Raw genomic sequence first — 15,666 nt, 5'->3', positions numbered from 1 at the left:
CTGTTTTAAATTAAATATATGAAAATAACAGATGTTGCAGTAATTGGTTTGTCTTGTGTCTTTCCGGGGGCACAAGACGCCCAAACTTTTTGGCAGAATATTGTCAATAAAGTAGATTCTACCCAGTTGGCTCCGGCCGACCGAATCGATCCTGTTCATTTCAGTGACAGCACGAATCCGGTAGACCGTTTTTATTGTCAACGTGGTGGATTTATTTCTGATTATGAATTCGATCCAACTGCTTTCGGAATTTTACCATTGGCGGTTGAAGGAACAGAACCCGATCATTTATTAACCTTAGATTTGGTTCAAAAAGCCTTAGACGATGCCGGAATTTTTCAGAAAAATATTTCGCTTGAAAAAACAGGAATCATCATAGGGAAAGGAAATTACACCGGACCGGGCGCAACCCGTGCCATCGAAATTGTAAGAACAGGTGAGCAGATTTCTTCTTTGTTAAAGGAATTATTACCCGAAGTTTCTTCTGCTGATATCGAAAAAGTAAAACACGCTTTTCAGGAAAAGAAAGGACGTTTTGCAGCAGATACAGCAATGGGATTAATCCCCAATTTGGTAGCTTCATTGGTAGCAAATCGTTTTAATCTTGGTGGTGCAGCTTTTACTGTTGATGCAGCCTGTGCAAGTGCTTTACTAGCAGTCGATCACGCGGTACAGGAACTTCAGAGAGGTCGTTCTGACATCATGATTGCAGGCGGTGTTCACACCGGACAAAACGCTGCTTTCTGGAGTATTTTTGCTCAGTTGGGTGCGATGTCCCGTCAACAGCAAATCAAGCCTTTCAGCAGCGATGCAGATGGATTATTGATTGGTGAAGGTTGCGGATTTGTAGTCTTGAAAAGATTAGAAGATGCCGTTCGCGATCAGGATAAAATCTACGCTGTTATTAAAGGTATCGGAATCAGCAGTGACGGTAACGGAACGAGTGTAATGAGCCCTTCTGTAAAAGGTCAATTAAAAGCTTTACAACAAGCTTGGACGAATGCAGATTTAGATGAAAATCAAATCGGTTATATCGAAGCTCACGGAACAGGAACGCCGCTTGGTGATAAGACAGAATTGCAGACTTTAGCTCAGTTTTTCGGAAAAGAAGAAGGCGTTAAAATTGCCGGAATTGGTTCTGTAAAATCAAATATCGGTCATGCGATGCCTGCTGCGGGAATTGCTGGTTTAATTAAAACCTGTTTGGCTCTGCATCACGACACATTGCCACCGACTTTATACTGTGAAAATCCGACTTCGGAAATGCAGAACACAAGATTCGAACCTGTTCAGGAAGCAAAAAATTGGTCAAAAACAGGCTTACCAAAAGTAGCGGCAGTGAATGCTTTCGGATTCGGAGGAATCAATGCACATGTGGTTTTAGAAGGATATAATATGCCTAAAAAAGATAAGGTCTTAATCTTGGCAAGACCAACACATGAAGCATTATTAACCGCTTTACAAAATAATGAAACAACAGTTGGTGAAGGAAATTTCCGTGTGGCAATTTTCGAACCAACTCCTGCGAGAATTGAAAAAGCGACTAAAATTGTTGCTAAAAATAATCCGTGGAGAAATAAACAGGATATTTGGTACACCAACACTCCTCTATTGCAAAACGGAGAAAAAGTTGCCTTTGTTTTTCCAGGATTAGATGGATTGGCGAAAGGTGAAGTGGAAAGTGTAAGTCGTTATTTCAACATCAATGCACCGATTGAAACGGAAGGCGAAGGTTTGTTAAATGATGCTTTAAATATTTTCAACAACTGCAGTATTCTTGATAATTCATTGAAAAAACTAGGAATTATTCCCGATATGAATGCAGGTCACAGTTTGGGAGAATGGCTCGCGGGCTACTCTTCTGAATTGGCAGAAGTAAATTCTGTAAAAGCTCTCATTGATGTTTTAAATCCTGAAACTTTTGAGTTAAAAGATTCTAAATTCATCGCCATCGGAGCCGGAATTGAAACTATTAAACCAATAATCGAAGAAATTCAGAACGTTTATATTTCTAATGACAATTGCCCGAATCAGGTGATTCTTTGCGGAAGTAATTCTGCTTTGGACGAATTGGTTCCAATCTTAAAATCAAAACAAATATTTCATCAGATATTACCTTTCCAGTCTGGTTTTCACTCGCCTTTCATCGCTGATAAATTAGATGTGATTTTGGCAGGAATGGAAAAAGCGCAGTTTCAGCAGACTAAAATTCCGTTGTGGTCGGCAACGACTTTAGAACCGTATCCGGCAGATCAGGAATCTATCCGAAAACTGAGTGCGGAACATCTAGTAGAACCCGTTCGTTTCCGTGAATTGACAGACAAATTATACGAAGAAGGCGCAAGATTTTTCATTCAGATCGGAACCGGCGGATTAATTGGATTTATTGATGATACGTTGAAAGGAAAAGCATTCAGTACGATTGCTTCAAGCGTAGCGACGCGTTCTGCATTAGCTCAGTTTCAAAGAGTGGTTGCGGCGTTATTCGTGGAAGGAAAAACAGTTGCGCTGGACTTTTTAGATATTCAAAATCAAACAAAAAAAACGTCCGGAAAAGGTATTAAACTGGAATTAGGCTCACCCATTATCCGTGATTTTAAAGAAATTCAACATCTAGCAAAATCGATTGATACTTCAAAGCCAAAAGTTTCTGCGGCTGTTGTAAAAATAGGACATCCGTTGGTTCAGGCATTTCAGGATAATATTTCGGACATGATCAAAATGCAGGAAGAAGTTTTGACTTTATTTCAGGATCGTCCGAAAGTTTCAATTCAAAATGTTGCTTTGCCAAAAGTTCAGGCCCCGATAAGCAAGAATTTTGAAAAAACATTGTACGTTACGTTGGAAACTCACCCCTATCTCATTGACCACAGCTTATTGAGACAACCAAAAGGCTGGACAGAAGTTGCCGATATGGAACCCGTGATCCCAATGACGATGATTTTCGAACAACTTGCTGAAATTGCTCAAGCTGAAATCGAGGGAAGTCAGGTTCATAAAATCATAAATGTAAGCGTTTTTCAATGGATGAATGTGGCGAAACCTTTCGAAAAAACCGTAAAAGGAGAATGGAAATCTACCAATCACGCTTATTTAGATATTGAAAATTTTGCAAACGCTGAAGTTGTATTAACCTCAACCGCAAGACCCAATCCTACTTTCAATCTTTCCATCGGAGAAATATTACCCATTGAGAGAACTCCCGAAGAAATCTACGAGATGCACATGTTTCACGGTGAAAAATATCAGGGAATTACAGAAGTTTCAAAGGTCGGAACGAAAGGAATTATCGGAAAAATAAAAGGAAATGGCGGAAAAGGTTCGTTGTTGGATAACGCGGGACAGTTATTCGGGCTTTGGCTTCAATTAACATTAACAAAAGACAGAATTGCCTTCCCTGTAAAAATCAAAGACATTGAGTTTTTCGGAGATTTACAGGATCAGGATGGTATTTTCGAATGTACCTGCAGCCTGACGGAAATGAATGACGAATTTGCCATCGGAGACATTCTTTTAACTAGAAACGGAAAAGTATGGTGCAAAATTTCAGGGTGGCAAAACCGCCGTCTGGAAATCGATGCCGCACTTTGGAATGTTTCGATGTCACCTTTGCACAATCGTCTTTCGGAGGAAATTGCACCTGAAGTATTTTTCTTCCATCAAGCCTATTCAAGGGTTGCTTCTTGGGATTTTATTCTGAAAAGATATTTCAATCAAACCGAAAAACAGCATCATCAAGCCTTGCTTCCGAACAAGAGAAAAAGCTATATGGTAAGCCGCGTTGCGGTGAAAGATGCGGTGAGAAATCTTCTTAAAAAGGAAAAAAATCACCCTTGCTTCCCGATCACTTTTGAAGTTGGAAAAGATGAGGTCGGAAAACCGTTCTTAATCGGAGATGCTACGAAAGATATACACATTTCTTTAGCACATAAAGGAAAAGATGCGGTCGGAATTGCAAAAAGCGGAAAACCAGTCGGAATCGATATGGAAGTCATGGAAGAACGAAGCTCAGGATTCTACGATTTGGTCTTTACCGATAACGAATTAGCCTTATTAAAAGGAAAAGATCAGGCAGAGTGGACGACCAAATTCTGGGTAGCCAAAGAAGCTTACGGAAAATTCGTCGGAACCGGATTGAAAGGAAACCCGAAAAACTTTGAAGTCGAGAAAATAACAGAAGATTCTTTATGGATCAATCAAACAGAAATCAAAACAATTAAACATAAAAATTATATCATAGGATGGACACTATAAACACTACAGCAAAATTAAATCACGAAGAATTATTTACTCTTTTAAAAGGTTTCATCACAGAAGTTATCGGTGAAGAATTTGCAGAGGAAATGGACATTACACCAGAAAGTTCTTTCACGAAAGACCTAGAAATGGATAGTATTGAAATCGTTTCATTTTCAGAAAAAATCAAAGCGCATTTTGGTGAGCAGATTGATTTCACAGGATGGTTGTCATCCATGGATCTGGACGAGTTGATTAACCTAGATTTAAGTATGATTATCAATTACATCTACGAATGCCAATAATCTCTGTTAACGATAAAAAGGTTCATATTCAGGAACTCAACAAAGGAGCTGAACAAACTGTGTTACTGATTCACGGGATGTTTAGCAACCTGTCTATTTATTATTTTAATATTGCTCCGATTCTGGCAAAACACTTCCATGTGGTGATGTTTGATTTGAAAAGTCACGGCATGAGCGAGCGTTTTACAGACGGTTATGATCTGGAAAATATGTCTTCAGATGTTTTAGCATTGATGGATGCTTTACATATTGAAAAAGCACATCTTGTCGGTTACAGCTTTGGAGGATTGATTTCTTTAAAAACTGCTTTAAAAGCTCCGAATCGCATCGAGCAACTGGTAGTTATCGAAGCTCCCGATCCGCAGGACGAAAAAGCAAGAAATATTATTGATGAATACAGCAAAGAGTTTCTGGAGCATTATGTAGCCAATTTTACCGACACCACAAAAGTACAGATGGGCAAAAGACAGATGGAAAAAAATCATCGTATGTATGAGTTTCTGTTTAATCAGACCAGCATCAAAGCAGATATGATTAAAGAAAAACATTTTCTGAGCGAAGCTGATTTTTCTGAATTACAACCATCAACAATGCTGATGTATGGCGAAGATTCCAACTGCAGACCGACAGGAGAATGGCTGAATGATCAAATCGGAAATTCTGAATTACAATTAATTCAGGGAGATCACAACATCCCGATTCAGGAACCTGTTTTGATCGCAGAAACTATCGCCCATTTTTTATCAAAATCATTAAAAACCTTATCACAAAACCATGGCTAAATTTGTATTTATAGTTCCACCTTTAACTGGTCATGTCAATCCCACATTAAGCATCGGTGCTACTCTTCTGGAAAGAGGACATCAGGTTGCATGGATAAGTCTCGACCAACAATTACAACACAAACTTCCGGAAGGCGGAGAATTATTATTTATTCAGTATGACCAGACCGATGAAGAAAAAAGAGAAAGCGAAAACTATCTCGATATTATTTCTAAAAAAGTAGTTTATGGAATCGACAGCATTAAATTTCTTTACGAAGAGGTGCTGATTCCTTTAAACAGACATTGCTATAACGGGATTATTCCTTTGTTAAAAGCCTATCAACCTGATTTGGTTATTGGTGATCATCAATTATTTGCGGCTTCTATTGCTGCGAAAAAATTAGGTTTGCCTTATGCAACAACAGTTACCGCTCCGGCTGCAATAAAAATCATGAGTGAACTCCCTAAAGTTCATGAGTGGGAAGAAAAACAAATCATCGCATTACAACAGGAATTAGGCGTTGAAGAAAACCGCGCATTAGATTGTTCAGATTTACTTACATTGGTTTTAACATCCCAATATTTTTTTGGCGAAATGGATTTGGAGTCCAATTTCCAATTTACAGGTCCGGTTCTTACGGAACGTCGTGTTTCTTCTGATTTTCATTGGGAGAAATTCAACAGCAATTCAAGAAAGAAGATTTTAGTAAGTATTGGAACTACTTTCGACCACGAACATAAAAAAGCATTTTTCCAAAAGGTTGTTGATGCTTTTAAAGATGAAAACTTAACGGTTGTTGTCGTTTCAGACCCTCAGCTTTTCGAGCAATGGCCGGAGAATTTTATGGTCTATCAGCAAGTTCCTCAGTTGGATTTGTTACCTCATTTGGATGGCGTTGTTTCTCACGGCGGTCACAATACAGTTTCCGAAACCTTGTCAAACGGTTTGCCGTTGGTAGTGATTCCGATTGCGTATGACCAATCGCATGTTGCGGGGCGTGTTGTGCGTACCGGAGCCGGCGAACGTCTGAATTTTAATAGATTTAAAGCGCATCATTTAAATGAAGCCGTACAGAATATTTTAACCAATCCTGAATATAAAAAAGCAGCCGAAACCGTTCGCGAATCTTTCATCGAAGCTGGAGGAAGTTCAACCGCAGCCAATTTATTAGAAAACGCCATTTCAAATTCAACTATGGAAAAACCTAAGTCTAAATTTTTATTTGTTGTTCCTCCGTTTTTCGGACATATCAGTCCGACTTTAAGCGTTGGAGCGAGTTTAATTGCCCGTGGTCACGAAGTAAAATGGTTCGGAATTACCCCTTTAGATACCAAACATATTCCAGAAGGAGGAAGTTACTTTTATCCAGAGCAGGATTTAATTCCGTATCAGGAGGAAATTGCAAAAATTTTAAAAAGACAGGATGACGGCCCCGCTTGTTCAGGTCCTGAAGTCATGAAACTGGCTTTAGAAGAAACCTACGTTCCTTTCGCAAAAATGATGATGCCCGGTTTGGAAACATTGACCAAAGAGTGGCAACCCGATGTAATTGTAAATGACTGCATCACTTTCGGAGGAGCGCTTTTTGCTCATAAAAATAATATTCCGTGTGTGACGACAACGCCTGTTCCACCTGATGTGATGGGCGATACCGAAAACAGTGCGCCGAAAATCTTCGAGTGGCAGCAGAATTTAATTAAAACTCTTCAAAAAGAAGTTGGAATTGAAGATGACGGAATTTTTATTCATTCTCATCATTTGAATTTGATTTTTACATCTCAGAAATTTGCCGATTTTGATGAGGTTTCGACACACATGCAATTTGTTGGGCCTGTAAAAGGTCGTCCAAATCCTGCACCTTTTGATTGGGATAAATTAAATGCTTCTACAACTCCGAAAATATTTGTTTCATTAGGAACATTATTGGTAGACATCAGAAAAGCATTTTTTGAAAAAGTAATTGATGCATTCGCAGACCAACCTGTGACGGTAATCGCCGCTACTCCACCGGAAATTTTTGAGGAATGGCCTTCAAATTTCATTGTAAGCAGTTTTGTGCCTCAATCTGCTTTGATGCCGCACATGGATGCCGTGATTTGTCATGGCGGTTTCAATACCGTGAATGATACTTTCACTAACGGATTACCGATGTTAATCACCCCCATTGCTTACGACCATTTTCATATCGCGAAACTGATCGAAAAAGCAGGTTGCGGAATCAGCATAAGATATAAAAGACTGCGTGTTGATGCGCTTCGTCAGACGGTTTTCGAATTATTGGAAAATCCGACATACAGAAATGCTGCAAAAGAAGTTCAATCGAGCTTAATTAATGCCGGAGGAAATGATCGCGCGGTAGAATTGCTTGAAAATTTTGTTGAACAATCCACTTTGGTTCCCGTATAAATTTATGAAACGAAGATTGTTATTTGGTGAACGAATGTTGCTTGGCGACGGAACCGAACCTTTCAACACAGTGATTCCTTTCAGATTAAAGGGAACATTTGTGCTGAAAGATATTCAGCATGCTTTAGAAAAAATTCAGAAAAAACATCCTTGGTTAAAGGCTGTTATTCAATATGATGAAAAAAATATTCCGTGGTTTGAAGTTTCAGAAAAAGTAAAAATTCCGATTAGAATTTTAGCCAGAAAAGAAGAAAACGACTGGCTGGAAGAATCGAAAACTGAGTGGTATAAACTATTCAATTACAAAGAACAACCATTGATGCGATTTGTCTGGATCAAAGGCGAGGAAATTTCAGATATGATGTTTGTATTCCACCATTGCTTATGTGATGGCGGTTCTGCCATGGCTGTTTTGGATGAATTTTTAAAATTACTGGACAATCCAAATCACGATATCGGTATTGAAGATCCGATTTTGGGAATTCACGATGTGGTTCCGAGCAAAATTCTGAACAGCAGCGGACAAAAATTTAAAGCAAAAATGATCGGAAGGCTTGCTGCAGCAGCGATTAAAATCATTCCTGTTAATAAAAAAACAACCGACCGACAAAGCGATTATTTAATCAATTGGAGATTCGATAAAGAAACAAGTCAGGAATTAATTGATTATTGTAAATCCCAAAAAGTAACGGTCAATACTTTCCTCTGCGCAACACTTTTAAAGGCATTTGAGAAAATCAGGAAAGAAAAGTCATTCAATAAAGTGTCTTGTCCAGTGGATATTCGACGCTTTGCCAATCAGATAAAAGCCGATCATATTTTCGCTTTTGGGTTGATGATTGTGGTTTCTTTAAATAAAAAATTCGGTTTTGAAGAAAATTTAAAACTGATGCAGGAAGCAGTAGAGAAAAAAACATCAAAGCTTAATCCATACATCACGATGATGGTGATGGAATCTGCTCATGATGCATTGACGAATTTTACTAAGCTATTGAAGAACGGAAAATCTTCCAACGATTGTATGTTTTCTAATTTAGGACGTATTCCAATTGCCCATGAATACAAAGAATTTACCGTAGAAAATATTTTCAGTCCATCTGTCATCGGGCCTTTGGGAAATACAACAACGATGGTAACTTCTACATTCCGTGGAGAAATGGATTTTGCTTTTGTGGGAAGCGAAGGTTATTTGCCCCATTCCGACGCGTTGGCAATTCGAGATGAAATGATGAAAATTGTAAAACAACAAATAGAATCTTTGGCTGTATCATGATTAAAAGAAAACTAATGATGGTGGAAAGAATCATGTATGTTGATTCTCAAACACCTTTAAATGTTGTCTACACCGCAAAAATTAACGGTGAAATTTTAGAAGAGAATTTCAAAATTGCTTTAGATAAAATTCAGCAAAAACATCCTTTGCTGAGGGTTTCTATTGACCATAAAAGTGCAAAATATCCTTTCTTTGTTGAGGAAAAAGAGATTTCGTCGATTCCGCTTCGCATTGTTGAAAGAAAAACCGATGAAGACTGGCTGCTTGAATCTGAAAATGAATGGTATAGGCTTTTTGAAGATAAGAAAAAACCAATGGCACAGCTCGTTTGGGTAAAAGGCGAAACGACTTCCGAAATTCTTTGGATAATGCCTCACTGCCTTTGTGACGGGACAACAGGCATTACTTTAACTCGTGAACTTTTGACTTTGCTGGATGATTCTTCCATTGAATTAAATTCGTACGAAAGTTTTAATTCAATTAATGATTTTCTTCCTGCAGATTTTAATTTGAAAAAAAAGAAACGAAAAGCCCGATTTTATGTAATGATGGCAAAATTGTTTTTTTTAATTCAATCTAAAAGTAAAGACAAAAATCTTGGAAAAAATTACGCACTTCACAGAAAACTGGATGCTGCTGTTTCCAAAAAAATAGTTGAAAAATGTAAAGCCAACGGAATTTCCGTTCATGCATTGCTTTGTTCGGCTTTTATGCAGGCTTTCAAAGAATTTAAGGGGAAAAATGCCAAAGGAAAAGTGATCAGTCCGGTGGATGTTCGCCATTTTATTCCGGAAATTAAGCAGGATCATATTTTTGCGTTTGCGCCAACTGTTGAACTGTCCATCAAAAAAGGACAAAATTTAATTGAAAATGCACAACAAATCAAGAAAGATTTAGTTGAAAAAATAGAAAAAACCAAAGCAAGAGAATTGTTATGGATGGGCGAAAACATGCATCCAGTCGTTGATCGCATGATTTCATTATTAAAATCAAGTAAAGGTGGACACGATATTACGCTGTCGAATATGGGAAAAATTGATATTCCGAGTGAGTATAAAAATTTCACACTGGAAACCATTTTCAGTCCGACTGTTGCATTTCCCTGGCTGAATTCAAACACCTTGGTAACAACCACTTATAACCAACAAATGGATTTTACGTTTATGTCTAATGAAAATTTTCTTCCCAAAGAAGAAGCGAAAAAAATAAAAGATAAAGCTATTGAGCTGTTAATTTCATGAAACTTAAAATAAAAAAGGCTCAACCTAAACCGCTTAAAAAAACAACACTGAATCGCTTTCTCAGAAGGCGAATGATTATTTATGTGCTTCCAAATGTGTTTTTTAATTTCATTATTGCTTATGCGAGTTTTAATGAATTGGGATACACGCATTTCTTTGCAGGAACACAATGCCTGGCCCGATTGACACTGCCAATGGCGATTTTTTTGCCCGTTGTTCTTACGATCGATATCATGAAAAGGGTAACCGATGCCGCTGGACAGGAAGCCATTGAATTTAAGGTTGACGATCAGCTTAATTTAAAAAAATTAATGACCAAGCTGAGCATTTTGCATGGTTTAATTACAGGTTCACTTGTTTTATTAAGTTTATTGTTTGCTCAATATATTTTATCTGAATTTTACAAACTCGATGCGGCTGCAATGGCTGTGTTGGTCGGAGTTTTGGCTGGTTTGCTTTCGGTTTTGTTCACTTATCTTCCGATTATGAAACTGAAAAGGCATTTGTACAAACAACCGCAAATTTCGGCAGAAACAAATAGTTAAAATCATTTTCGTTCCAATATTTCTATCCTTTCTAAAATTTCAGAAAGGATATTTTTTTGTTCAGATGAAATATAACCTACAATTTTATATAACTCTGAATTATTTTTCTCTGCTTCCTTAATTTCAGAATAATATTTCAAGTTTCCGTCTATGTTGACGAGAAGTGTAGAATAAGGATCTTTTGTGATATCGGCTTTATTTAAAAACAAAATATCACCGTAATTATATTTAGATAAAAGACTATTGCTTTTCGTAAATTCATAAATCAAATCTATATTAGCTAATATTTTTTGCAAGACCACAGCATTTGGATCCATGTTAGAAATAGTGGAAACATGATGATCTGTCGAAAACATTAAATGATCGATATCAGATCCACTTGCCAATTGATTAACTTGTAATGTTTCGGTTAATAAATCATGCAAATCCAAATTAAAGTGATCTGCAACTTTCAATAATGTTTCAATTTTTGGCTCTGCACGTCCTTCTTCATAAGAGCTTATCACTCCTCTATTCAAGTCAAACAAGTCTGCAAAGGCCTTTTGACTTAATCCTCTTACCTGACGTATCTTCTTTATATTAGTCCCGAAAAAGCTCATTAGTCTAATCTTTTTTGCAAATATACATTAATTCCATTAGATTAATTGCTAAAAATATTTGCATTTTGAAAATTTTATCCTATATTTGTGAAACTAAAATCAGAAACACTAAGTGATTGCTTATGAGAAACCAAATATTTAGAACTGTTAAAGAATGGCTGTTGGATAGTGGGTTTAATATCACACTGGATGATGAAACTCGCAGAATTCTTATTATAGAAAAAGAAACCCACGGAATAAAAAATATGATCCTTATCGTTTCGGATTCCATCCTTATTATGGAACAATTTCTTTTTGAGGTTAAAAATCCGAGCGAAAAAATTTACAAAACCCTTCTTCAGAAAAACAGAGACATTGTACACGGTGCTTTTGCCCTTGATAACACAGGAAAACGTGTGATTTTCAGAGATACACTTCCGACGGATAATATGGCACAGAACGAATTAATGGCTTCTATCAATTCTTTAGGGATTCTTGTAGGAGAATTTACCCATGAAATGATTGAAATGAGTAAATAATTTCACAAAAAACATTAAAAATGAACATTTTCAAAAGATTATTACATATAGGAAAAGCAGAACTACACTCTGCAATCGATGATTTTGAAGACCCTATAAAACTGACGGAAGAGGGAATCCGAGAAATGAAAGAACAGCTTGCCGAAAAAACCGAAACATTGGCTCAACTAAAAGCATTGTCGATTCGCAAGAAAAATGAAGCAGAAACTGAAGAATTAACCGCAAAAGAATATTATAAAAAAGCAGTTCTTTTAGTCCAGAAAGCGGAAAAAGGCGAAGTTGATACTGCCGAAGCAGACAGATTAGCTAAAGAAGCATTAAAAAAACAAGCTGCGGCACAGGAAAATGTAAATGCTTTAAAATCCGAATCCGAGAAACTTCACGGAGAATGTGACAAAATGCAGGGAAATATCGATTATCTAAAATCCAGCATTTCCAAATGGGAAACAGAGCTCAAAACTTTAAAAGCCAGAGTTCAGGTGAGTGAAGCAACGAGAGATATCAATCAGAAAATGACGCAGATTGACACAGACGGAACAGTGAGTATGCTGGAAAAACTTAAAGAAAGAGTTACTCAGCAGGAAGCCGAAGCAGAGGCTTATCTTGAAATTTCAAAAACGGGAAAATCTGTCGATAAAGAAATTGATGCTTTATTGAAAAATGAAGATACAGAAGCAGGAGATGCTTTACAAAAATTAAAAGAATCATTAAAAAAAGGGTAAAAAATGACCTTTCAGGAATTTTTAAACATTGCTTTTTCTCCGGTAAATACAGTTTTGAGTGTGCTTTTGGCGCTATCAGTTATTTATTGGGTATTTACAATGCTTACAGGATTGGATATCGATGTCGGAATGGATTCTGATGTAGATGCCGATTTGGACATAGACGCTCCGGACGGACATGTCCACATCTCCAACGATCCTTCAGCTTGGGCACATTTTCTGAAATTCCTGAATCTGGATATTGTTCCGATGACGTATTTTCTTACGCTTGTTCTTTTGCTGACGTGGCTGGGCTCTATTTATCTTAATGTTTTTCTTCCGTTGCCAACTTGGGCAGAAGCATTGATGGTAGTTCCGTTGCTGATTGGCAGTTTAATTTTAACTAAAATTATTTTAAAACCATTAAATCCTTTCTTCAAGGAAATTAACCATAAAGGAGAAAGGGCTCACGATTTTTTGGGAAGAGAAGGCAGATTGAAATCAAGCATTGAAGGAAATAAAATCGGAATGATGGAGGTTTTCATCGGGAGCGATCCCATGACGCTGATGGTCAAAAGCAAAGACGGAAAAAAACTGGAACATGGAACACGAGTGATGATTGTAGATGAAGAACCGAACCGAAAATTTTATGTCGTAGATACTGGTTTTAATTTTTAAAACCAATAACCATGTTCACTCTTTTTATCATTATCCTCGACTATATTTTATCATTTTTTACTTAAAAAAACACATTTTTAACATATAAACTATTAAACTTATGAATATACCTTTAATTGTTGGAATTATTGTAATCGTAATCGCTACTGTCGGGCTCATCTTTTGGGTGTTGTCGATGTACAAGAAGACGGTTCAGGGAATTGTAATTCTCAGGACAGGTTACGGAGGAACGAAAGTATTTTTCAATGCAGGAATTGTAATCCCGATCATCCATCGTATGGAATCTATGGATATTTCCGTGAAAAAATTAGAAATATCGAGAGAAGGAAAAGCAGGATTGATCTGTAAAGACAATATGAGAGCCGATATTCAGGTTGCTTTTTTCATCAGAGTAAATAAATCGGTGGATGATATTATTAATGTCGGACAAACCATCGGTTGCCAAAGGGCTTCAGATACCAATACCTTAAGAGAACTTTTTGAAGCTAAATTTTCAGAAGCCTTAAAAACAGTGGGTAAAAAATTCGATTTCACAGAATTATATGAGGCAAGAAGTGAATTCCGTCAGGAAATTCTGGACATCATCGGAACAGACTTAAATGGTTATGTTTTAGATGATTGTGCGATCGATTATCTTGAACAGACTTCTATTGATAAATTAGACAAAGACAATATCTTAGATTCGGAAGGTATTAAAAAAATTACGGAATTGACGGCTACTCAAAACATTAAAGCCAACCAGGTTCGCAGAGATGAGGAAAAAACAATCACCAAACAGAATGTTGAAGCGCGTGAAGCGATTCTTGAATTGGAAAAACAATTAGCCGAAAAAGAAGAGTCTCAGAAAAGAGAAGTTGCCAACATCAAAGCCCGTGAAAATGCTGAAATTTTAAAAGTTGAAGAAGAAGAGCGTTTGAAATACGAAACGGTAAGAATCGCAACAGAAGAGAAATTGCAGATTGCAGAAGAAAATAAGCTTCGTCAGGTTGTTATCGCCGCTAAAAACAAAGAACGCGCAGATCTTGTTGAAACCGAAAGAGTCCTTAAAGACAAAGCATTGGAAGCAACAGAAAGAGAAAGAATCGTTTCTTTGGCTCAAATTGAAAAAGAAAAAGCCATTGAATTAGAAAAGAAAACCATTCAGGATGCAATCCGTGAAAGATTAACAATGGAAAAAACCGTTGTGGAAGAGCAGCAGGGAATCAAAGATTTAGAAGCATTCAAAACCGCAGAAAGAAACAAGCAGGTAGAAATCACAATGGCAACTCAGGAAGCCGAGAAAAAATTAATCGAAGAAACAAAAGCAGCAGAATCTCGCAAATTAGCTGCAGAAAAAGATGCCCAGAAATACGTTATTGAAGCTCAGGCAAAAAGAGATGCTGCCGAAAAAGAAGCCGAAGCTCGTAAAATTATCGCCGATGCAAAAGCCAAAGAAGAAGCAACAGTTGGTTTATCTGAAGCTCAGGTAATGCAGGCAAAAGCAGATGCGGCCGAAAAACAAGGTATAGTAGAAGCGATTGTTATTGAGAAAAAAGCGGATGCCATCAGAAAAGAAGGAATTGCTCAGGCGGAAGTGATCAAAGAAAAAGCATTGGCAGAAGCAGCAGGAATAACTGAAAAAGCTGAAGCAATGAAGAAATTAAATGATGCAGGAAAAGATCATGAAGAATTCCGATTAACATTGGCAAAAGAGAAAGAAGTGGAATTGGCTCAAATTTCTATTCAGAAAGATATTGCAGAAGCACAATCTTTAGTTTTAGCAGAAGCATTTAAATCTGCAAACATCGATATCGTGGGTGGCGACAATACTTTCTTCGACAATGTTGTTCGTCAGGTTTCCGCAGGAAAAGGATTGGATAAATTCATCAACCATAGTGAAAATGCACAGTTGCTAAAGGAAAATTTACTGAGCGGTGACGAAAACATCATCAGCAAAGTGATGGGAATGGTGAACAAATACAATATTTCATCCGAAGATATCAAAAACATGAGCATTGCCTCATTGATATTTAAATTAAACAATGTTGCAGACCAAAACGAAAAAGGAATTCTTGGGAAAGCACTCGATATGGCAAAACATTTAGGAGTTGAAAACAAACCGTTGAAATAATCAGTTTTCTGAACCATTGAACTCAACATAAACATCAGTAGAACTCTCACTGTTTTAGCGACTTTTCGTGAAAACTTTGGGAGTTTTTTTAACAAAATTATGAACTTGTTTAAACTAAATTTTATTGGAAAAACACAAAGACTCAAAGATTTTTAAACCTTAAAAACGTTTTTAAGACACAAGAAAATCAAAGATTTTTAAAATAAAACGAGATAAATTTTATCAAAGATAAAATCCTTGTGTCTTAATCATTGAGATATTACCAAAAAGACTTTGTGCCTTTGCGATC

12 protein-coding genes are annotated in these 15,666 nt (G+C 37.0%); 11 read left to right on the top strand and 1 reads right to left on the bottom strand.

Annotation, left to right across the window (positions count from 1 at the left end; genetic code table 11):
* Positions 1-18: 18 nt before the first annotated feature.
* From ACKX2A_RS20425 to ACKX2A_RS20395, 7 genes are read left to right on the top strand one after another with little or no spacing between them, the layout of a single operon-like run.
* On the top strand, positions 19-4,254 hold the full coding sequence (locus ACKX2A_RS20425; RefSeq protein WP_415326918.1) for a beta-ketoacyl synthase N-terminal-like domain-containing protein: 4,236 nt from the start codon (positions 19-21) through the stop codon (positions 4,252-4,254).
* Positions 4,242-4,541 (top strand): acyl carrier protein, encoded by a 300-nt coding sequence (locus ACKX2A_RS20420; protein ID WP_415326917.1) that lies wholly within the window; start codon positions 4,242-4,244, stop codon positions 4,539-4,541. Before ACKX2A_RS20425 ends, ACKX2A_RS20420 begins: the two co-directional genes overlap by 13 nt.
* The gene (locus ACKX2A_RS20415; RefSeq protein ID WP_415326916.1) at positions 4,532-5,323 is read left to right on the top strand and encodes an alpha/beta fold hydrolase; all 792 of its coding nucleotides are present in this window, start codon (positions 4,532-4,534) and stop codon (positions 5,321-5,323) included. Before ACKX2A_RS20420 ends, ACKX2A_RS20415 begins: the two co-directional genes overlap by 10 nt.
* Positions 5,316-7,712: a glycosyltransferase gene (locus ACKX2A_RS20410; protein WP_415326915.1), complete on the top strand. Its 2,397-nt coding sequence runs from the start codon at positions 5,316-5,318 to the stop codon at positions 7,710-7,712. The genes ACKX2A_RS20415 and ACKX2A_RS20410 overlap by 8 nt, the downstream gene beginning before the upstream one ends.
* Before the next feature lie 4 nt (positions 7,713-7,716).
* On the top strand, positions 7,717-8,985 hold the full coding sequence (locus tag ACKX2A_RS20405; protein WP_415326914.1) for a condensation domain-containing protein: 1,269 nt from the start codon (positions 7,717-7,719) through the stop codon (positions 8,983-8,985).
* Positions 8,982-10,226: a phthiocerol/phthiodiolone dimycocerosyl transferase family protein gene (locus ACKX2A_RS20400; protein WP_415326913.1), complete on the top strand. Its 1,245-nt coding sequence runs from the start codon at positions 8,982-8,984 to the stop codon at positions 10,224-10,226. The genes ACKX2A_RS20405 and ACKX2A_RS20400 overlap by 4 nt, the downstream gene beginning before the upstream one ends.
* Positions 10,223-10,771 (top strand): hypothetical protein, encoded by a 549-nt coding sequence (locus ACKX2A_RS20395; RefSeq protein ID WP_415326912.1) that lies wholly within the window; start codon positions 10,223-10,225, stop codon positions 10,769-10,771. The genes ACKX2A_RS20400 and ACKX2A_RS20395 overlap by 4 nt, the downstream gene beginning before the upstream one ends.
* Before the next feature lie 2 nt (positions 10,772-10,773).
* On the opposite strand, the gene ACKX2A_RS20390 is transcribed toward ACKX2A_RS20395, so the two are convergent.
* The gene (locus tag ACKX2A_RS20390) at positions 10,774-11,370 is read right to left on the bottom strand and encodes a helix-turn-helix domain-containing protein (RefSeq protein ID WP_415326911.1); all 597 of its coding nucleotides are present in this window, start codon (positions 11,368-11,370) and stop codon (positions 10,774-10,776) included.
* A gap of 122 nt (positions 11,371-11,492) precedes the next feature.
* On the opposite strand from ACKX2A_RS20390, the gene ACKX2A_RS20385 reads away from it, so the two are divergent.
* The 4 genes from ACKX2A_RS20385 (at position 11,493) to ACKX2A_RS20370 (ending at position 15,377) form a co-directional block, all read left to right on the top strand.
* Positions 11,493-11,888, top strand: a complete 396-nt coding sequence (locus ACKX2A_RS20385; RefSeq protein ID WP_415326909.1) for a YbjN domain-containing protein — start codon at positions 11,493-11,495, stop codon at positions 11,886-11,888.
* Between the two features lie 20 nt (positions 11,889-11,908).
* Complete coding sequence (locus tag ACKX2A_RS20380; protein ID WP_415326907.1) at positions 11,909-12,610, top strand: PspA/IM30 family protein; 702 nt, start codon at positions 11,909-11,911, stop codon at positions 12,608-12,610.
* 3 nt (positions 12,611-12,613) lie between these two features.
* Positions 12,614-13,267, top strand: a complete 654-nt coding sequence (locus tag ACKX2A_RS20375) for a hypothetical protein (protein ID WP_415326906.1) — start codon at positions 12,614-12,616, stop codon at positions 13,265-13,267.
* A 100-nt stretch (positions 13,268-13,367) separates the two neighbouring features.
* Complete coding sequence (locus tag ACKX2A_RS20370; RefSeq protein WP_415326904.1) at positions 13,368-15,377, top strand: flotillin family protein; 2,010 nt, start codon at positions 13,368-13,370, stop codon at positions 15,375-15,377.
* Positions 15,378-15,666: the final 289 nt, after the last annotated feature.

It is taken from the genome of Chryseobacterium sp. MMS23-Vi53 (assembly GCF_047651245.1).
GTDB lineage: Bacteria > Bacteroidota > Bacteroidia > Flavobacteriales > Weeksellaceae > Chryseobacterium.
Note: the sequence above shows the minus strand (reverse complement) of the source record. Positions and strands in the feature narration are given on the sequence as shown.